14 protein-coding genes are annotated in these 19,889 nt (G+C 63.9%); 6 read left to right on the forward strand and 8 right to left on the reverse strand.

Annotation, left to right across the window (positions count from 1 at the left end):
* Positions 1-5 precede the first annotated feature (5 nt).
* From IVB32_RS25320 to IVB32_RS25345, 6 genes are all read right to left on the reverse strand, one after another.
* Complete coding sequence (locus IVB32_RS25320; RefSeq protein ID WP_018454693.1) at positions 6-1,643, reverse strand: ABC transporter ATP-binding protein; 1,638 nt, start codon at positions 1,641-1,643, stop codon at positions 6-8.
* 4 nt (positions 1,644-1,647) lie between these two features.
* Entirely contained in the window at positions 1,648-2,829 is a 1,182-nt protein-coding gene (locus IVB32_RS25325) for an ABC transporter permease (protein ID WP_018454694.1), read from the reverse strand.
* A complete protein-coding gene (locus tag IVB32_RS25330; RefSeq protein WP_018454695.1) occupies positions 2,829-3,938 on the reverse strand; it encodes a microcin C ABC transporter permease YejB in 1,110 nt (369 codons plus the stop codon). Before IVB32_RS25330 ends, IVB32_RS25325 begins: the two co-directional genes overlap by 1 nt.
* Positions 3,935-5,815 carry an extracellular solute-binding protein gene (locus IVB32_RS25335; protein WP_018454696.1) on the reverse strand — a complete coding sequence of 627 codons (1,881 nt, stop codon included), beginning with the start codon at positions 5,813-5,815 and terminating at the stop codon, positions 3,935-3,937. Before IVB32_RS25335 ends, IVB32_RS25330 begins: the two co-directional genes overlap by 4 nt.
* Before the next feature lie 14 nt (positions 5,816-5,829).
* Positions 5,830-7,731, reverse strand: coding sequence for an extracellular solute-binding protein (locus IVB32_RS25340; protein WP_026232797.1), 1,902 nt, complete (start codon positions 7,729-7,731; stop codon positions 5,830-5,832).
* Between the two features lie 209 nt (positions 7,732-7,940).
* Positions 7,941-8,495 (reverse strand): cytochrome c family protein, encoded by a 555-nt coding sequence (locus IVB32_RS25345; protein ID WP_247369347.1) that lies wholly within the window; start codon positions 8,493-8,495, stop codon positions 7,941-7,943.
* A gap of 219 nt (positions 8,496-8,714) precedes the next feature.
* On the opposite strand from IVB32_RS25345, the gene IVB32_RS25350 reads away from it, so the two are divergent.
* Together IVB32_RS25350 and IVB32_RS25355 are read left to right on the forward strand one after the other, a co-directional pair.
* Complete coding sequence (locus IVB32_RS25350) at positions 8,715-9,455, forward strand: 3-deoxy-manno-octulosonate cytidylyltransferase (RefSeq protein WP_018454699.1); 741 nt, start codon at positions 8,715-8,717, stop codon at positions 9,453-9,455.
* Between the two features lie 21 nt (positions 9,456-9,476).
* A complete protein-coding gene (locus tag IVB32_RS25355; protein ID WP_018454700.1) occupies positions 9,477-10,322 on the forward strand; it encodes a prephenate dehydratase in 846 nt (281 codons plus the stop codon).
* Positions 10,323-10,367: 45 nt separating this feature from the next.
* Here the strand turns inward: IVB32_RS25355 and IVB32_RS25360 are convergent, their stop codons facing one another.
* A complete protein-coding gene (locus IVB32_RS25360; protein ID WP_018454701.1) occupies positions 10,368-11,381 on the reverse strand; it encodes an LLM class flavin-dependent oxidoreductase in 1,014 nt (337 codons plus the stop codon).
* 399 nt (positions 11,382-11,780) lie between these two features.
* On the opposite strand from IVB32_RS25360, the gene metF reads away from it, so the two are divergent.
* The 3 genes from metF to IVB32_RS25375 all read left to right on the forward strand — a co-directional run bounded on the left by metF (position 11,781) and on the right by IVB32_RS25375 (position 18,027).
* Positions 11,781-12,701 carry a methylenetetrahydrofolate reductase [NAD(P)H] gene (gene metF / locus IVB32_RS25365; protein ID WP_204513271.1) on the forward strand — a complete coding sequence of 307 codons (921 nt, stop codon included), beginning with the start codon at positions 11,781-11,783 and terminating at the stop codon, positions 12,699-12,701.
* Between the two features lie 6 nt (positions 12,702-12,707).
* Positions 12,708-16,571 (forward strand): methionine synthase, encoded by a 3,864-nt coding sequence (gene metH / locus IVB32_RS25370; RefSeq protein ID WP_247411760.1) that lies wholly within the window; start codon positions 12,708-12,710, stop codon positions 16,569-16,571.
* A 448-nt stretch (positions 16,572-17,019) separates the two neighbouring features.
* Positions 17,020-18,027 (forward strand): DUF3592 domain-containing protein, encoded by a 1,008-nt coding sequence (locus IVB32_RS25375; RefSeq protein WP_247294164.1) that lies wholly within the window; start codon positions 17,020-17,022, stop codon positions 18,025-18,027.
* A gap of 6 nt (positions 18,028-18,033) precedes the next feature.
* On the opposite strand, the gene IVB32_RS25380 is transcribed toward IVB32_RS25375, so the two are convergent.
* On the reverse strand, positions 18,034-18,663 hold the full coding sequence (locus tag IVB32_RS25380) for a glutathione S-transferase family protein (RefSeq protein WP_018454705.1): 630 nt from the start codon (positions 18,661-18,663) through the stop codon (positions 18,034-18,036).
* A gap of 157 nt (positions 18,664-18,820) precedes the next feature.
* Here IVB32_RS25380 and IVB32_RS25385 point away from each other — a divergent pair, with 157 nt between their 5' ends.
* Complete coding sequence (locus IVB32_RS25385; protein WP_247369345.1) at positions 18,821-19,768, forward strand: threonine/serine dehydratase; 948 nt, start codon at positions 18,821-18,823, stop codon at positions 19,766-19,768.
* Positions 19,769-19,889: the final 121 nt, after the last annotated feature.

Below are 19,889 nucleotides of genomic sequence, written 5' to 3' on the forward strand. Positions count from 1 at the left end.
GGAGGCTACGTCGCCGCGGACCCGTTCTCCGCCGTCTCCAGCCGGAACGCCGCCGCAAACAGCGCGCGCGTGTAATCCGTCTTCGGGTTCTTGAAGAGCTCGGCGGCCTGACCTTCCTCGACCACCTTGCCGCCACGCATCACGATCAGATGGCTGGCGAGCGAGGCGACGACGCGCAGATCGTGCGAGATGAACATGTAAGTGAGATCGCGCCGGCGCTGCAATTCACGCAGCAGATCGACCATCTGCGCCTGAATCAGCATGTCGAGCGCACTGGTCGGCTCGTCCAGGACGACGAAATCCGGCTCCAGCACCACCGCCCGCGCGATGCTGATGCGCTGGCGCTGGCCGCCGGAGAATTCATGCGGATAACGGTGGCGAGTATCCGGTTTCAGTCCGACGTCCTCGAGCGCCTTGACGACGCGCTCCTCCCGCTCGCCTCGCGAGAGCTGCGGCTGATGCACGGTGAGGCCTTCGGCGACGATGTCGGCGACCGACATGCGCGGGCTGAGCGAGCCGAACGGATCCTGGAACACGATCTGCATGTCGCGCCGGAACGGCCGCATCTCCTTGAAGCGCAGGCCCTGGATATCTTTTCCCAGGAACACAATGCGTCCGTTCGAGGAGATCAGCCGCAGCAATGCGAGCCCCAGCGTGGTCTTGCCCGAGCCGGACTCGCCGACAACGCCGAGCGTCTCGCCCTTGCGCACGGCGATGCTGACGCCGTCGACCGCCTTGATGTGGCCGACCGTCTTACGCATCAGCCCCCGCTTGATCGGGAACCAGACCTTTAGGTCGTCGGCGGACATCACCACCGGGGCATCCGGCTGCGGCGGCGCCGGATCTGGCTTCGGCTCCGCGGCGAGCAGGTCGCGCGTATAGGGATGCTTCGGGGTCTTGAAGACGTGCTCGACCGGCCCCTGCTCGACGATCTCGCCCCCCTTCATGACGCAGACCTGGTCGGCGATGCGGCGCACGATGCCGAGATCGTGGGTGATGAAGAGCAGGCTCATGCCGAGCCGGCCGCGGATCTCTGCGAGCAGCGTCAGGATCTGCGCCTGCACGGTAACGTCGAGCGCCGTGGTCGGCTCGTCCGCGATCAGGAGGTCCGGCTCGTTGGCGAGCGCCATCGCGATCATCACGCGCTGGCGCTGGCCGCCGGAGAGCTGGTGCGGATAGCTCTTCAGCCGCGTTTCAGGCTCGGGAATGCCGACCTGCGTGAGCAATTCCAGCGTCCGCCTGCGCGCCTCGGCATTGCTGGTCGGATTGTGCAGCTGAATGATCTCGCCGATCTGCGCCTCGATCGTATGCAGCGGGTTGAGCGAGGTCATCGGCTCCTGGAAGATGATCGAGATGTCGCTGCCGCGAATCTCCCGCATCTCCTGCTCCGACCGGTCGATCAGTTCCTGGCCCTTGAAGTGGATGCTGCCCGAGGGATGCGAGGCATTTGGATAGGGCAAGAGCTTGAGAATCGAGAGCGCGCTGACCGACTTGCCGGAGCCGGACTCGCCGACCAGCGCCAGGCACTCGCCGCGCTTGATCTGGAACGAGACCTTGTCGACCGCGAGCGTGGTGGCGCCCCCCTGGTGGAAGGCCACCGAGAGGTCGCGCACGCTGAGCAAAGGCTGGTTGATCGCGTCCATTGGCTTACCTGAACGTCTTGCGCGGATCGAATGCGTCGCGCACGGCCTCGCCGATGAAGATCAAAAGCGACAGCATGATCGCGACCGAGAAGAAGCCGGAAAAACCGAGCCACGGCGCCTGCACGTTGGACTTGCCCTGCGACAGCAACTCGCCGAGCGACGGCGAGCCGGGCGGCAGTCCGAACCCCAGGAAATCGAGCGCCGTCAGCGTCATCACCGAACTCGACACGATGAACGGCAGGAACGTCATGGTCGCGACCATCGCGTTCGGCAACAGATGCCGGAACATGATGACCTTGTTCGACACGCCGAGCGCCCGCGCCGCCTGGATATACTCGAAATTGCGCCCGCGCAGGAATTCCGCGCGCACGAGTCCGACCAGCGACACCCAGGAAAATAACAACAGGATGCCGAGAAGCACGAAGAAGCCGGGCACCAGCACCGACGACAAGATCAGCAGCAGATAGAGCGAAGGGATCGCAGTCCATATCTCGATGAAACGCTGGAACAACAGGTCGATCCAGCCGCCGAAATAGCCCTGCACCGCGCCGGCCGCGATGCCGACGATGGAGGAGACGATGGTCAGGCAGAGGCCGAACAGCACTGAGATGCGGAAGCCGTAGATCAGCCGCGCCACCACGTCGCGGCCCTGATCGTCGGTGCCGAGCCAGTTGTATTCGAGATCGCGGCAGCTCTTGAGGCCTTTCTTCTCGACGACGGGCTTGCACTGCGCTTCCGTCAACATCCAGGTCGGCCGCGACGGCGCCGGCGTCGGCAGATCGAGATTGTGGGTGTCGTAGGAATAGCGGATCAGCGGCCAGACGATGCTGCCGCCCTTGTCCCTGATCAGCTTCTGCAAATAGGGATCGCGATAGTCGGCCGCGGTTTCGAAGTCGCCGCCGAAAGTGGTTTCCGAATAGGTGACGACGGACGGCCAATAAAGGTGGCCGTCATATTTGATCAGGAACGGCCGATCATTGGCGATCAGCTCGGCGAACAGCGACACCACAAATAGGATCAGGAAGATCCAGAACGACCAATAGCCGCGCCGGTTCGCCTTGAAATTCTGCCAGCGGCGCCTGTTGAGCGGCGACGGCACGAACGGTTTGCGAGTGATCGGCACGGCACTGCCGAGCGGCGACTTCGCAGTGGTTTCGATCGGCGTGGTGGGGGCGGCCAGCGTCATCAGACCTCCCGCGCCTCGAAATCGATTCGTGGATCGATCCACATATAGGTCAGGTCAGAGATCAGGTTGATCACGAGGCCGACGAGCGAAAAGATGAAGAGCGTGCCGAACACCACGGGGTAGTCGCGATTGAGAACGCTCTCGAAACTGAGCAGTCCCAGTCCGTCCAGCGAGAAGATGGTCTCGATCAGAAGCGAGCCCGAGAAGAAGGCGTGAATGAAGGTCGAGGGAAAGCCGGCGATGACGATCAGCATCGCGTTGCGGAAAACGTGACCGTAAAGCACCCGATTCTCGCTGCAGCCCTTCGCGCGCGCGGTCATCACGTATTGCTTGCGGATCTCGTCCAGAAACGAGTTCTTGGTCAGGAACGTCATGGTGGTGAACGCACCGAGCCCCATGGCGATCAGCGGCAGCGTCAAATGCCAGAAGTAATCGATGATCTTCCAATACCACGGAAACTGCGACCAGCCGTCTGACGTCAGTCCGCGCAGCGGGAACCAGTTGAAGAACGAACCGCCGGCAAACAGGATGATCAGGAGGATCGCGAATAGAAAGCCGGGAATCGCGTAGCCAAGTACGAGCACGCTCGACGTCCAGGTGTCGAAGCGCGTCCCGTCCCTGACCGCCTTGCGGATGCCGAGCGGAATCGAGATCAGGTAGGTCAGCAGCGTCAGCCAGATGCCGAGCGAGATCGAGACCGGCAACTTCTCCTTGACGAGCTGCAGGACGCTGACGTCGCGAAAATAGCTCTTGCCGAAATCGAAGCGGGCGAAATTCCAGACCATCAGCGCGAAGCGCTCCGGCGCCGGCTTGTCGAAGCCGAACTGCACTTCCAGCTTCTTGATGAAATCGGGATCGAGGCCTTGCGCGCCGCGATACTTCGAGTTGATGGCGTCGCCGCCGGCTCCCAACTGCCCCGGGGCGCGCTGCGCAAAGTCGCCGCCGCCCGAAATGCGCGAGGTCCCGCCGGTGTCCGCGCCCGAGAGCTGCGCGATCACGCGCTCGACCGGGCCGCCCGGCGCGAACTGCACGACGATGAAGGAGACGAAGAGGATCCCGAGCAAGGTCGGGATCATCAGCAGGATGCGGCGGGCGATGTAGGCGCTCATGGCTGCTTCGCCTGCTCGAGCCTGGCGGCCTTGCCGCCATCGTACCACCAGATGTCGGGAGCGCCGACGCCGTTGGCATAACGCGGCGGCTTCTGCGGATGACCGAATTGGTCCCAATAAGCAAGCCGGTGCGTCTTGTTGAACCAGTGCGGCACCCAATAACGGCCGGCGCGGAACAGGCGATCGAAGGCGCGGCAGGCGACGGTCAATTCCTCGCGGCTGTCGGCCGCCATGATCTTCTCGATCATGGCATCGATGGCCGGATTGGCGACGCCCGCAAGATTGTACGAGCCCTTCGTTGCCGCGACCTGCGACGAGAAGAACGAGCGCATGGCGTCGCCCGGCGTTGCCGACATGCTGAAGCGCTGGGTCGTCATATCGAAGTCGAAATCTTCCTGGCGTACCTTGTATTGCACGGCGTCGACGAGGCGCACGCTCGCTTCGATGCCAAGCGTCGCGAGATTCTTGATGTAGGGCCCATGGTGCGGCTGGAACGAAGGCTCGTCCAACAGAAATTCGATCCTGAAGATCTCGCCGTTCGGCAGCATCCTCTTGCCGTCCTTGATCGGCAGGCCGGCCTCGCTCAGCAATCGCTGCGCCCTGCGCAACAGGCTGCGATCCTGCCCGGAGCCGTCGGAGACGGGCGGCGTGAACGGTGCGGCGAACACCTCGTCCGGAACCTGGCCGCGAAACGGCTCCAGCAGCTTCAGCTCTTCCGGCGGCGGAGGCCCATCGCTCGCCATGAGGTCCGAGTTCTGAAATGGCGATACCGTGCGGGCATAAGCACCGTACATGATGGTCTTGTTGGTCCACTCGAAGTCGAAGGCGTCGATCAGTGCCTCACGCACGCGAGGATCCCTGAATTTTTCGCGCCGCGTGTTGATGAACCATCCTTGCGCGCCGGACGGCGTGTCGTCGGGCACGACCTCCATCTTGACGCGACCCTCCTTGACCGCGGGGAAGTCATAGCGGGTCGCCCAGATACGAGCGGTGAACTCTTCGCGGTAGAGATAGTTCTTGCCGGTGAAACCTTCAAAAGCGACATCGCGGTCGCGGTAGAATTCGTAGCGCACGACGTCGAAATTGTAGCTGCCACGACAGGGGGGCAGGTCGGCAGCCCACCAATCCTTGACGCGTTCGTATTCGATGTAGCGGTTGACCTCGAACTTGCCGACCTTGTACGGGCCCGAGCCCAACGGGATATCGAGCGATGTTTCGTCGAAAGCGCGAGAGGCATAATATGCTTTCGAGAAGATCGGCAGACTCGCCACATAGAGCGGCACGTCACGCGCGCGTCCCTTGGCAAAGGTGACGACCAGCGTCGCATCGTCAACGGCTTCCGCGCTGACCATGTCGCGCATCTGCACGATGATCAGCGGATGCCCCTTGGCCTTCAGCGACGTCAGCGAAAACGCCGCGTCGTGAGCGGTAAGCTTGGTGCCGTCATGGAATTTCGCCTCTGGCCGCATGGTGAAGCGATAGACCAGCCTGTCTGCCGATATATTTACAGACTTGGCGGCAAGCCCGTACATCCCGTCCGGTTCGTCATTGGCTCGCACCATCAGCGGCGCAAAAGTCATGTCCATGCCCTGCGCGCCATCGCCTTTGAGGATGAAGGCATTGAGCGAGTTGAAGGTCTGGTAGGACTGGTTGTACGCGCGCACCGACGGGATAAGCGAGAAGGTGCCGCCCTTCGGCGCGTCGACATTGACGTAGTCGAAGTGATGGAAGTCGGCGGGATATTTGAGGTCGCCGAAGGCCGACATGCCGTGGGCCTCTGCAGGCATCTCGGACGCTGTCGCGCCCCGGAGCCAGGCGGCGCTGAACGCGCCACCGGCACCCAAGGCCAGCACATGCCGGCGTGAAAGCTGCGCCATGCGAGAAATGCCCTTCACGACTTCTTTGCGATCCGCGCCGCCTTGTCCGCGTCGTACCACCAAATGAACGGGAAGCCGGACTGACCGTATTTGGGTAATTCCGCCGGCCGGCCGAACCGATCCCAGCGCGCGGTGCGCACCTTCGTATAAGTCCACTGCGGTACGACGTAGTGATTCCACAGCAGCACGCGGTCGAGTGCCTTGGTTGCCGCGACGAGATCGTCGCGACCCTTGGCGTAGATCACCCGCTCGATCAGCTTGTCGACCGCCGGATTCTTGATGCCGGTGATGTTGCGTGAACCGGCGATGTCAGCCGTCTTCGAGGACCAGAATTCGCGCTGCTCGTTACCCGGCGACTGCGACTCGCCCCAGGAGTTAGTGACGATGTCGAAATCCCACTCGCGCGTCCTGTTCTCGTACTGAGTGGGATCCACCGTCCGCACGCTGACAGCAATGCCGAGCCGTTCCAGCGACGGCTTGTAGAACAGCGTGATCCGCTCGAAGCTTGGATCCGAGTTCAGCAATTCAAGGGAGAACTGGGCGCCCGTCTTGACGTCGATCAGCTTGCGCTCGCGCACCTCGTAGCCAGCTTCCTTGAACAGGCGCAGCGCCTCGCGCAGATTGTCGCGAACGGCTTCCGGACTGCCGCCGACCGGGTTGGTGTAGGCCGTGGTGAAGACTTCGGGCGGGACCTCGGCGCGGACTGTCTCGAGGATCTCGAGCTCCTTGCCCTGCGGCAACCCGGTCGCCATCAGCTCATCGATGCCGTCGAAATAACTGCTGATGCGCTTGTACTGGCCGTAGAAGATCTGCTTGTTCATCTCCTCAAAGTCGAACGCGTAATTGAGCGCGCGTCGCACGCGCGGATCCTTAAACTTGGCGCGGCGCAGGTTCGGCACGAAGGCCTGCATGACGCCCGAGCTGCGATTGGCGAACTCCTCGAGGATCACGCGTTTTTCGGTGACGGCCGGGAAATCGTAGGCTGTCGCCCAGTTCTTCGCGCTGTTCTCGGTGCGCCAATCGACCTGATCGGCCTTGAATGCCTCAATCGCCACGGTGGCGTCGCGGAAATACTCATAGCGCAGCTCGTCGAAATTATTGCGGCCCACATTGGCGGCGAGGTCGCGCCCCCAATAATCCTTGACGCGCTCCAGCGCGATCGACCGCCCGGCAACGAATTCCTTGACCCGATAGGGGCCGGAACCTAGAGGCACTTCAAGCGTGGTGGCGGAGACATCGCGCTTGCGGCCCTGCGCATCCGTGCCCTCCCACCAATGCTTCGGCAGGACCGTGAGCTGCCCGACGATCTGCGGCAGTTCGCGGTTGCCCGGCGCGTCGAACACGAATTTTACCTCGCGCTCGCCGACCTTCTCGGCTTTCGTCACATGGCTGTAATAGGCCGAGTACTGCGGGTGGTGCTTCTTGAAGGAATCGAGCGAGAAGATCACGTCATCCGCGGTTACCGGCTTGCCGTCGTGCCATTTGGCTTGCGGCCGCAAGCGGTAAGTCACGAAGGAGAAATCATCCGGATGGCTGACGGCCTCGGCCAGCGCGCCGTACTCGGTCGAGACTTCGTCAAGCGAGGCCGTCGTGAGGGATTCGTAGATGAACGCCACGGCACCGGCGACTTGCCCCTTCACACCGGAGACGACGATGTTGAAATTGTCGAATGTGCCGACGGCGATCTGGCGCGCGACGCCGCCCTTGGGCGCTTCCGGATTGACGTAGTCGAAGCGCTTGAAATCCGCCGGGTATTTGATCTGTCCGAACAGCGACAGCGCGTGCCGCCAGGTGGGCTCGTTGGCGGATTGCGCGTGTGCCACGCCGACGCCGGAAAGGCCCCCTACGGAACCAAGGGCGGGGAGCGTTGCGGCAGCAGTGCCGGTGAGCAGGAGATCGCGTCGGGTAAGGGCCAAATCAACATTCCTGTCTTGAAGGAGGCTACTCCTTTAAGTTCCCAATATAGGCGAGGTTTCGACGGAATATGTTGCTTTTTCCTCATCTTGGAGGGCCAGCTGGCCGATCGCTGCGGCCAAACGCCCCGATAACAACGCCGCGAGGCCCGGATAAGCAAACGGCCAGGCTTTTCAGCCTGGCCGCGTACTAAGATCGAAGTCGATAGGCCTTACTTCGCCGCGGTCGGCAGCGGCTTCGGGCTGTCGGAGAGACTGTTCAGGTAAGCGATCACGTCGGCACGCTCGCTATCCTTCGGGATGCCAGCAAAGCCCATCGCGGTGCCCGGGACAGCTGCCTTGGGATTGGCGATGAACTTGTTGAGCGCATCGAAGTCCCAGGTGCCGCCCTTGGCCTTCATCGCGGCCGAGAAGTTGAAGCCGCCGCGGCCCTCGCCAACATGGTCGCCGACGACGCCATAGAGGTTCGGACCGACACGGTTCGGGCCGCCCTTCTCGAAGGTGTGGCAAGCGCCGCACTTCTTGGCAGCGGCGGCGCCCTTCTCGACCGAGGCGGTCTGGAGCACCTTTTCGATCGGCTCGGCAGCCGCGGCGGCAGCGCCGCCTTCCTTGCCGTGGCCGGCGTCTTCCTTCACGGCGATCTCGAAGCCCGGCTTCTCCGGCATCTTGGGCGAGAACAGCGCACTGGCGGTGAAGCTCGTCACCAGCAGAAGGAGACAGGTGCCGAGCACGGCACCGAGAATCTTGTTCAGTTCGAAAGAGTCCATTTCCGGCCAGGCCCCACACCGCAAGAAGGATCGAGCGGCCCAGTGCGGCCGCCAGGACGAGCCTCGGAGAATCAACGTTCCTTACTGTTTCCCCGAGTTTTGCCATTGAGATATCGGTTTGCCCGGGGTCTGGCAACCCGTATAAGCGAGCGGGCTTCACCCCCGTCCCCACCCCATTTCCCGGCGCGGAAAACGCCCCGTTTCCAGGCCCTTGAACCGATGATCGATCCCCGCATCCTGGTGCTGATTCCGGCCCGCATGGCCGCCACCCGCCTGCCCGGCAAGCCGCTAGCCGATATCGCGGGGCAGCCGATGATCGTGCACGTGATGCGCCGTGCCGAAGCGGCCGGGATAGGCCGGGTCGCGGTCGCAACCGACACCGCGGAGATCGCATCCGTCGTGACCGCCCATGGTGGCGAGGCCGTGATGACCCGCCCGGAGCATCCGTCCGGCTCCGACCGCATCCACGAGGCCATGCAGAAGCTCGATCCGGACGGCAAAGCCGAGATCGTGGTCAATCTGCAGGGCGATTTCCCGACCATCACGATCGACAACATCCGCGAGGTGTTGCCGCCGCTGCAAGACCCCGCCGTGGATATCGCAACGCTGGCGTCGCAGATCCACACCGAGGAGGAGGACCTCGCGCCGAGCGTCGTGAAGGCGATCGGAACCTCGCTCGGCGGCAGACGCATGCGCGCACTTTATTTCACCCGCGCAACCGCGCCGACCGGCGACGGACCGCGCTACCACCATATCGGTCTCTATGCCTATCGCCGTGCCGCGCTGGAGCGCTACGTCCGGCTTCCGCCGTCGCCGCTGGAATTGCAGGAGAAGCTCGAGCAGCTCCGGGCGCTCGAGGCCGGAATGCGCATCGACTTCACCATTGTCGATACCGTGCCCCGCGGGGTCGACACGCCGGCGGACCTGGAAACCGCCCGCAGCATCCTTTCCAAATCCTGAGCCGCTGTTACAAGGCCGAGCATGAGCAAGCTGAAAATCGCATTCCAGGGCGAGCCTGGGGCCAATTCGCACATCGCCATCGTCGAGGCCTATCCCGACGCCGAGCCGATGCCCTGCGCCACCTTCGAGGACGCCTTGTCGGCGATCTCGTCGGGCGAAGCCGATCTCGGCATGATTCCGATCGAGAATTCGGTCGCAGGCCGCGTCGCCGACATCCATCATTTGCTGCCGGCCTCCGGCCTCTTCATCATCGGCGAATGGTTTCTGCCGGTCCGGCATCAGCTGATGGCGGTGAAGGGGACCAGGCTCGAGGACATCAAGAGCGTCGAGAGCCACGTGCACGCGCTCGGCCAATGCCGGCGCATCATTCGCAAGCTTGGCATCAAGCCAATCGTGCACGCCGACACCGCCGGCAGCGCCCGCGACATTTCCGAGCGTAACGACAAGTCCGTCGCCGCGATCGCCTCGCGCCTCGCCGCGCAGATCTACGGCCTCGACATCCTCGCGGAGGACATCGAGGACGAGGCCCACAACACCACGCGCTTCGTGGTGCTCGCGCGCGAACCGAAATGGGCCGCACAGGGCTCCGGTCCGTTGGTCACGACTTTTGTGTTCCGGGTGCGCAATTTGCCCGCCGCGCTCTACAAGGCGCTCGGTGGCTTTGCCACCAACGGCGTCAACATGACCAAGCTCGAGAGCTATATGGTCGACGGCAATTTCTTCGCCACGCAGTTTTATGCCGACGTCGACGGCCACCCCGCGGACAAGGGCCTCGCTTTCGCGATCGAGGAGCTGAAATTCTTCTCACGCGAATTCCGCATTGTTGGCGTGTATCCGGGGCACCCGTTCCGCGCGACGATGGAATAGATTCGTGTCCCGGACGCGCGAAGCGCGAGCCGGAGCACCAGAGCCTTATCCGACCGCCTTAAGCCCGAACGCCTCCGCCAGCAGCGAATATGATTTCTTTCGTGCCTCGTGATCGTACACGGCGGTAATCACCATCAACTCGTCCGGCTTGCTCGCATCGATCAACGGCTGCAGCGTCTTCTGCACGGTTGCCCGGCTGCCGACGAACAGACGGGAACGGTTGCGCCGCATCGAGGCGCGCTCCGAGTCGGTATAGGGATAGGCCAGCGCCTCTTCGACGCTCGGCAACGGAAGATACTGGCCGCGGTCCCGGCGCAGGCGGTTGAGGTCGAAAGACGCGGCGAGCTTTTCGGCTTCGTCATCCGTGTCGGCCGCAATGACGGCGACCGCGAGGATCGCGCGCGGGCTCGCACTCCAGGCCGAGGGCTGAAAACGATTGCGATAATGCACCATCGCATCGATCGCATCGTGGGACGCAAAATGATGGGCGAATGCGAACCCCATGCCGATTTGCGCGGCGAGCTCCGACGAATAATCGCTGGAGCCGAGCAGCCAGATCGGCGGCAACGGCGTATCGTCGGGCATCGCAACGACGTTGTGATAGGGATGGCCCGAGGGGAATTCCCGGGTCTGCCACAGGATCAATTCGTGCAGCCGCTCGAGGAAATCGTCGCCTTCGCGACGGTCGAGCCGGCTGCGCAGCGCATAGGCCGTGGCGCCGTCGGTGCCAGGGGCGCGGCCGAGGCCGAGATCGATGCGGCCCGGAAACAGCGCCTCCAGCATCTTGAAGCGCTCGGCCACGACCAGCGGCGCGTGATTGGGCAGCATCACGCCACCGGAGCCGACGCGGATGTGCTTGGTCACCGCCGCGATCTGCCCGATCATCACGTCGGGCGCCGGGCTCGCGACGGAGGCGAGGTTGTGATGCTCGGCGAGCCAATAGCGGACATAGCCGAGCCCATCGACATGGCGCGCCAGGTCGATGCTGTTGCGCAGCGCCGCGGCGGGCTTTGTGCCGGTGGTGACGACGGAGAGGTCGAGGACTGAGAGCGGGATCATGGCGCGCTAACGTAGTGGAGGGCAGCGCGGCGGCAATGGGAGGGCGCGCAGATCTGACGTGCAGGCCAGGGCCCGCGCGCTCCGGACCCGCGCCGCGGCGTTGGGACAATGATCAATCTGGCAACATGACTTTCATATTGCCCACTCAATATATTGCGCCAGTTAATCCGCAAGTTCTCCCTACTTGGCTGGTATATTTATCTTTTTATACCAAACCGAGCTTCCCACTTCGATTCTAAATCACCGAATATTTTATGCCAACACCGCCAAAGTGGGCCACTTCCCATTACCGATGGGCTGTCGGATGCGGCCGCTTTGGCTTATCTTGGCCTTTCGCAATCTAGACCTGACCGCCGGCCGCCAACGACCCGGCGCGCCCTTGGAGAGTGAGTGGTGCCCATGACTGACGCGACAATGCCTGCCCACACCGGCGGGCAAGACGGGTACCTGAAGCGGCCTGCGATTTCCTTCGAGTTCTTTCCGCCCAAGACCGAAGATATGGAGCGCAATCTCTGGGACACCATCAACCGGCTGGCCCCGCTCGACCCGAAATTCGTCTCGGTGACCTATGGCGCCGGCGGCTCGACCCGTGAGCGGACCCACGCGACCATCTCGCGCATCCTGAAAGAAACCGCGCTGCTGCCGGCCGCGCATCTGACCTGCGTCGGCGCCTCCCGCGGGGAGATCGACGAGATCGTCGACCGCTATCACGAGGTCGGCGTCCGCCACATCGTCGGCCTGCGCGGCGATCCCCCGGGCGGCATTGGCACGGCCTATTCTAGCCATCCCGATGGCTACCAGAGCTCCGCCGACCTCGTCGCCGGCATCAAGAAGCGGCACGGCGATATCGAGGTGTCGGTCTCGGCGTACCCTGAGAAGCATCCCGAGGCGCGCGACTTCGACGATGACATCGACACGCTGCAGGCCAAGGTCGATGCAGGTGCGACCCGCGCGATCACGCAGGTGTTCTTCGATAACGACCTCTATTTCCGCTATCTCGACCGCGTGCGCGCGCGCGGGATCAACATCCCGATCGTGCCGGGCATCATGCCCATGCATAATTTCAAGCAGGCTCGCAATTTCGTCACCCGCGCCGGCACCTCCGTGCCGGACTGGTTCGCCGCGAAATTCGAGGGGCTCGACGAAGACGCCGAGACCCGCAAGCTGGTGGCGGCGACCGTCGCGGCCGGCCAGGTGCAGAAGCTGGCCAAGCACGGCGTCGACACCTTCCATTTCTACACCATGAACCGCGCCGATCTCGTGTTCGCGATCAGCCATTTGCTCGGCATCCGCGCCAAGAGCGCGCAGAAGGCGGCTTAAGACACCATGACCGTATCCACCTCTCCCAAGCGAACCGCCCTGCTCAACGCCGCGCGCGAGCGCATTCTCGTGCTCGACGGCGCCATGGGCACGATGATCCAGAATCTCCAGTTCGACGAGGCCGCCTTCCGCGGCGAGCGATTCAAGAACTTCCATCGCGATTTGCGCGGCAACAACGACCTCTTGATCCTGACCCAACCGCAGGCGATCGAGGACATCCACGCCGCTTACTTGCGCGCCGGCGCCGACATCGTCGCGACCAACACCTTCTCCACGACCTCGATTGCCCAAGCCGATTACGATCTCGCCGACATCGTCTACGAGATGGCGCGAGAAGGCGCCCGCCTCGCCGGCAACGCCGCACGCCGCGTCGAGGCCGAGGACGGCAAGCCGCGCTTCGTCGCCGGCGCCATCGGACCGACCAACCGCACCGCCTCGATCTCGCCCGACGTGTCCAATCCCGGCTACCGCGCCGTCACGTTCGACGACCTGCGCAAATCCTATGGCGAGCAGATCAACGGCATGCTCGACGGCGGCGTCGATCTGCTGCTGGTCGAGACCATCTTCGACACGCTGAACGCCAAGGCGGCGCTGTACGCGATCGCCGAGATCACGGAAGAACGTGGCATCGACATGCCCGTGATGGTGTCGGGCACCATCACCGACAAGTCCGGCCGCCTGCTGTCCGGCCAGTTGCCGGAAGCGTTCTGGCATTCGGTCCAGCACGCCAAGCCCGTCACCATCGGCTTCAACTGCGCGCTCGGCGCGGAAGATCTGCGCGCGCATATCGCCGATATCGGCCGCGTCGCCGACACGCTTGTTTGCGCCTATCCCAATGCCGGCCTGCCCAACGAGTTCGGCCAGTATGACGAGACCCCGGAATACATGGCCCGCCTGGTCGGCGAGTTCGCGCGCGATGGCCTCGTCAACATCGTCGGCGGTTGCTGCGGCACCACGCCGGACCATATCGCGGCGATTGCGGCTGCGGTCGCGCCGCACAAGCCGCGCATCGTGCCGGAGATCGAACCTCGCTTGCGGCTCTCCGGCCTCGAGCCGTTCATCCTGACCGACGCCATTCCCTTCGTGAACGTCGGCGAGCGCACCAACGTCACCGGCTCCGCCCGCTTCCGCAAGCTGGTCACCGCCGGCGACTACACCGCCGCGCTGCAGGTCGCGCGCGACCAGGTCGAGAACGGCGCGCAGATCATCGACGTCAACATGGACGAGGGTCTTCTGGACTCGGAAGCCGCGATGGTGACCTTCCTCAACCTTGTCGCCGCCGAGCCCGACATTGCCCGCGTCCCCGTAATGGTCGACAGCTCGAAATTCTCCGTGATCGAGGCCGGCCTGAAATGCGTGCAGGGCAAGCCGGTCGTCAACTCGATCTCGATGAAGGAAGGCGAGGACAAATTCATTCACGAGGCCAAGATCGCCCGCCGTCACGGCGCGGCCGTCGTGGTGATGGCGTTCGACGAGGTCGGCCAGGCCGACACGTTCGCCCGCAAGACCGAGATCTGCAAGCGCGCCTACGACATCCTGGTGAACCGCGTCGGCTTCCCGCCGGAAGACATCATCTTCGATCCCAATATTTTCGCGATCGCAACCGGCATCGAGGAGCACAACAATTACGGCGTCGACTTCATCGAGGCGACGCGCTGGATCCGCAAGAATCTGCCGGGCGCGCACATTTCTGGTGGTGTGTCCAATTTGTCGTTCTCGTTCCGCGGCAACGAGCCGGTGCGCGAGGCCATGCACTCGGTGTTCCTGTATCACGCCATCAAGGCCGGCATGGACATGGGCATCGTCAATGCCGGGCAGATGATCGTCTATGACGATATCGATCCCGAATTGCGCCAGGTGTGCGAGGACGTCATCCTCAACCGCGACCCCGGTGCGTCCGAGCGTCTGCTGGCGCTTGCGGAAAGATTCCGCGGCAACAAGACTCAGACCAAGGAAGCCGATCTCGCCTGGCGCGAATGGCCGGTGGCGAAGCGGCTGTCACATTCGCTGGTGCACGGCATCACCGAATTCATCGAGCAGGATACCGAAGAGGCCCGCAAGGCCTCGACGCGGCCACTCGACGTGATCGAGGGACCGCTGATGGCCGGCATGAACGTGGTCGGCGATCTCTTCGGCGACGGCAAGATGTTCCTGCCGCAGGTGGTGAAGTCGGCCCGCGTGATGAAGCAGGCTGTCGCCTGGCTGATGCCGTTCATGGAGGAGGAGAAGGCGCGCAATCTCGCCAACGGCATCGGCACGGAAGGCTCCTCGTCCGCCGGCAAGATCGTGCTCGCGACCGTCAAGGGCGACGTCCACGACATCGGCAAGAACATCGTTGGCATCGTGCTCCAGTGCAACAATTACGAGGTCATCGACCTCGGCGTGATGGTGCCCGCGGCCAAGATCGTCGATACGGTGAAGGCGGAGAAGGCCGACATCGTCGGGCTGTCCGGCCTGATCACACCCTCGCTCGACGAGATGGCGTTCTTCGCCGCAGAATTGCAGCGCGAAGGCCTCAAGCTGCCGCTCTTGATCGGCGGCGCCACCACGAGCCGCGTGCATACGGCGGTGAAGATCGACCCGAGCTATCGCGCAGGCCCCGTGGTGCATGTCAACGACGCCAGCCGCGCCGTCGGTGTTGCGTCGGCGCTGCTGTCGCCCGAGACGCGCGAGGCCTATGCCGCGGAGGTGCGCGCCGAATACGCAAAGATCTCGGACGCCCATATGCGCGCCCAGGCCGACAAGAAGCGGCTGAAGCTGGCGACCGCCCGCGCCAACCGCGTGCCGGTCGACTTCACCGCGAACAAGCCGGTGAAGCCGACCTTCCTCGGCACCCGAAGCTTTGACGACTACGATCTCGCCGAGCTGGTGCCCTATATCGACTGGACCCCCTTCTTCCAGACCTGGGAGCTCGCCGGACGCTTCCCCGCCATCCTCGACGACGCCAAGGTCGGCGAAGTTGCGCGCTCGCTCTACGGCGACGCGCGCAAGATGCTCGACCTGATCGTCAAGGAGAAATGGTTCCGCGCGCGCGCCACCGTCGGCTTCTGGCCGGCCAATGCGCAGGGCGACGACATCGTGCTCTATGCCGACGAGAGCCGGACCAGGACGATCGCGACGCTGCACACGCTGCGCCAGCAGCTCGAGAAGCGCGAGGGCCGTTTCAACGCCGCGCTGTCCGACTTCGTCGCGCCCGCCACAACCGGCGTGCCCGACTATGTCGGCGGCTTCGTCGTCACCGCCGGCATCGGCGAGGATGTGGTCGCTGACCGTTTCAAGATGGCCAATGACGACTATTCCTCGATCCTGTGCAAGGCGCTGGCCGACCGCCTGGCCGAAGCGTTCGCCGAGCGCATGCATGCCCGCGTCCGCCGCGAATTCTGGGCCTATGCGCCGGACGAGACGCTCTCCCCCGACGAGTTGATCCTCGAAAAGTATCAGGGCATCCGTCCCGCCCCCGGCTATCCCGCGCAACCCGATCACACCGAGAAGGCCACGCTGTTCGAGCTGCTCGATGCCGAGAACACCGCCGGCGTGAAGCTGACCGAGAGCTATGCGATGTGGCCGGGCTCCTCCGTGTCGGGGCTCTATCTCGCCAATCCAGAGAGCTATTATTTCGGAGTCGGCAAGATCGAGCGCGATCAGGTCGAGGATTATGCTGCGCGCAAGGGCATGAGCGTCGCCGAGACCGAGCGCTGGCTCGCGCCGATTCTGAACTACATCCCGACGCGAGAGGGTGGGAGCGACAAGGCGGCGTTCACGGCAACGCCGGCGAACGACGAGACGTCGAAGGAGCTTGCGTCGCATCCGCCGGGCTGCACCTGCGCGGTGCACCTGGTCTGGCAGAAGAAGCGCGCGGGCGCGGGTTAGGCGCCCTCCAAACAGAAAACGAGAAATCAACCCCATGCACAGTAGGCATGGGGTTGAAAAAGCTCGATAATTTTTGCGGTGTCACCGAATAATTTTTCGATATTACCGAAATTGCTTGCGGCGTCGGGCAAAACACCTGTAACATTCCATCATCGCCGACCGTGCCCGTTTGATACTCCCTCGCCAGTCGCCATCACGGCGCGTGCCACACGTTCGCTGTCGTCCTGGCGAAAGCCATCCATACCGGGTGATCCATTGGTGGCCATCGCAGGCAATACCGAACGACCAATCTTCGCCAAATGACCCGCTGGGGCAATGGGTCGTGGCTTTCGCCAGGACGACATTGGTGAAGCAATGCCTGGCATGTGCTGGGGCAACGCACAGCATCGAACGCAAAGCGCGTTTGCCGCGACCAATGGCGGTCGTCGCCGAAGCGCAGGGGAATCGGATGCTGAACGCCCAACAATTGATGTGGACACAGATTGCCGCCGGCATCGCCGTGCTGCTGTTTGGATTGACGCTGTTCAATCTGATCCGCATGCGGGGCCGGATGGTGGCGGCGCGGAGCTGGGACAAGGTGGAGGGCATCATCACGGTCTCCCGGGTCGACCAGCCGACGGCGCATTCCTCGGACGATCGGAACGACGCCAAGCCCATCATCCGCTATCGATATCAGGCCGGCGGCCAGGAGCTGGAAGGCGACAAGATCTTTGTCGGCGGCACCGTCATCACGACGAGGGTCCTGGCCGCAAAACTGACCGGACGCTATCCGGTCGGCGCCCATGTCGAGGTCCATGTCGATCCGAAGCAACCGACAGAGGCGCTGCTGGAGCCTGCCGCCGCGCAGAACGTCGCGGCCCTGGTGGCGTTCACAATGGTGTTCGGCGTCATCGCCGCCACCCTGACCGCGCATTCGTTCGCGGGCCACGTGCTCTACGCCGACAAGGGCGTCCCGCTGTTCGCGTTCGCGGTGCCGATCATCGTGCTCGTGGGCGGGGTGTTCCTCGCCGCCGATTATGTCCGGACGCGCCGGCTGGCGAGCGCCAGCCTGCGCTGGCCGACCGCGTCGGGCAGGGTCACCCATTGCGACGTGATCGAGGAAATCATCGAAGAGAAGACCGAGCACGACAATCGACCGACGACTTCAAAGCTCGTCCACCGCTATCAGATCGACCTGCGCTACGCCTACAGGGTCGGCAAGCGCGACTTCATCGGCACCGAAGTCGATTGGAACGGCACCATGATCTCCGGCCTGCGCGAGGCCGCCGAAGAGGCCGCGGCGAAATATCGGCCTGGGAAGAGCGTCCAGGTCTATTACGATCCGGACCAGCCCGGACAAGCCGTGCTGGAGCCTGCAAGCCGGGGAGGCGCGCTGGGGCCGCTGATCGGTGCCGCGGTCTGCGCGGTTGTCGGCGGCCTCTTCCTGACGATCCTGATCAAGGTCGGGTTCGCATAGCGGCGATCACCCCTTCGGCGGTGCCAGGGGCTGCACAATCTCCTTGAACGGCGCCAGCGCCTCGCACGCGTCGGCATGCGCCGACAGCGCCGGATAGCGCGATGGCTCGAACAACTGCGGATGGGCCTCGCGGGTGAAGCGGACGACGCAGGCGACCACAATATCGGCGTGGCCGATGCGCTCGCCCAGCCAGTACGGCGTGGTCACCTTGGCGCGCTCGGCCTCCAGCGCTTTCAGCACGTCCGCGATCTGCGCCTGGCAGCGCTCGACCCATAGCGTAAGCTGCTCCTTCCGCAGCACGCGTTCGTAGAGCAGGCTCACGGCCTTGTCGCCGAGGCCGGACGCGAGCGCGCAGATGCGCAAGTGATGCCGGCGCTCGGCGCCGGAGCGCGGCAGCATCGCCTTCTCCGGCCCGGCGAGCTCGTCGAGATAATCGAGGATGAACGTGCTCTCGATCAGCGCCTCGCCGTTGTCGAGCACCAGCGTCGGCACGCGGCGCAGCGGATTATAGGGCGCGATCTTGTCGGCGTCGCCGAAGGTCGACCACGGCCTGTGCTCGAAGGCGAGGCCGTAAAGCCGCAGCGCAATCGCGACGCGGCGGACGAAGGGGGAATCATATTGGCCGATCAGGAACATGGTTTTGCGCTCTTCTCTGGCTTTTGGACGAGGCAGGGCCGATCAGTTTCCACGGCAAGGCCGCAGTGGCGCAAGCAAAATCATGGAAGTGGAGCATTGCGCTGCATGCAACGGCGCCGCGACAGCGGCTGCCGGATGCGTTATCAAGGACGGCATCATGACAGCAACAATGGACATCAATCGGGAGCGGATCGCGGCGACCGAGGCCGTCATCCGTCCGCACATACGGCGCACGACGCTCGTTGAGGCCGATCTCGCCGATTTTGGCCTGCCGGCTTCTCCCGTCACGTTCAAGCTCGAGATGCTGCAGCATTCCGGATCGTTCAAGGCGCGGGGTGCCTTCGCCAATCTGCTGTTGCGCCGGCTGCCGGAAGCCGGTGTCGTCGCCGCATCGGGCGGCAATCACGGCGCGGCGGTGGCGTATGCGGCGCAGCGGCTCGGCATCCCGGCCACGATTTTCGTGCCCGACATCACCTCGCCGGCCAAAGCCGAGCGTATCAGAGGCTATGGCGCGAAACTCGTGATTGCGGGCAGCCGCTATGCCGACGCGCTCGCCGCAAGCGAAACCCATGTCGCGCAGACCGGCGCCATGGCGGTGCATGCCTACGACCAGGTCGAGACCTTGCTCGGTCAGGGCAGTGTCGGAATGGAGCTGGAGCAGGATGCACCGGGCATTGACACGGTGCTGGTTGCAGTCGGCGGCGGCGGCCTGATCGGTGGCATGGCAGCCTGGAGCGCCGGCAGGACGCGCATCGTGGCGGTCGAGCCCGAGCAATCGCCGACGCTTCACGCCGCCTTCGCGGCAGGCGCGCCGATCGATGCGCCGGCGGGCGGCATCGCCGCCGATAGTCTCGCCCCGCGACGTGTCGGACAATTGATGTTTCCGATTGCGCGGGCCCATGTCGAGCGGGTCGTCCTGGTCGCCGACGACGCGATCAAGCAGGCGCAGTCGGCCTTGTGGTCGAGCCTGCGCCTGGTGGCCGAGCCCGGCGGCGCCGCCGCATTTGCCGCCTTGCTCTCCGGTCGCTATCGCCCCTCACCCGGCGAGCGGGTCGCGGTGCTGCTTTGCGGTGCAAACACCACGGCGGTGAATTTCAACAGCTAGCGAGCTTCGCATGATCGGGTATCGCGGACTCATCGCCGCACGGAGCAGAGCGATTTGACTGCTGACCAGCCTCCCTCACTCACTCTCCTAGGCGCCTACTCCTTCAGCGCTGATAATGCTG

This window comes from Bradyrhizobium sp. 23 (assembly GCF_023073295.1).
GTDB lineage: Bacteria > Pseudomonadota > Alphaproteobacteria > Rhizobiales > Xanthobacteraceae > Bradyrhizobium > Bradyrhizobium canariense_D.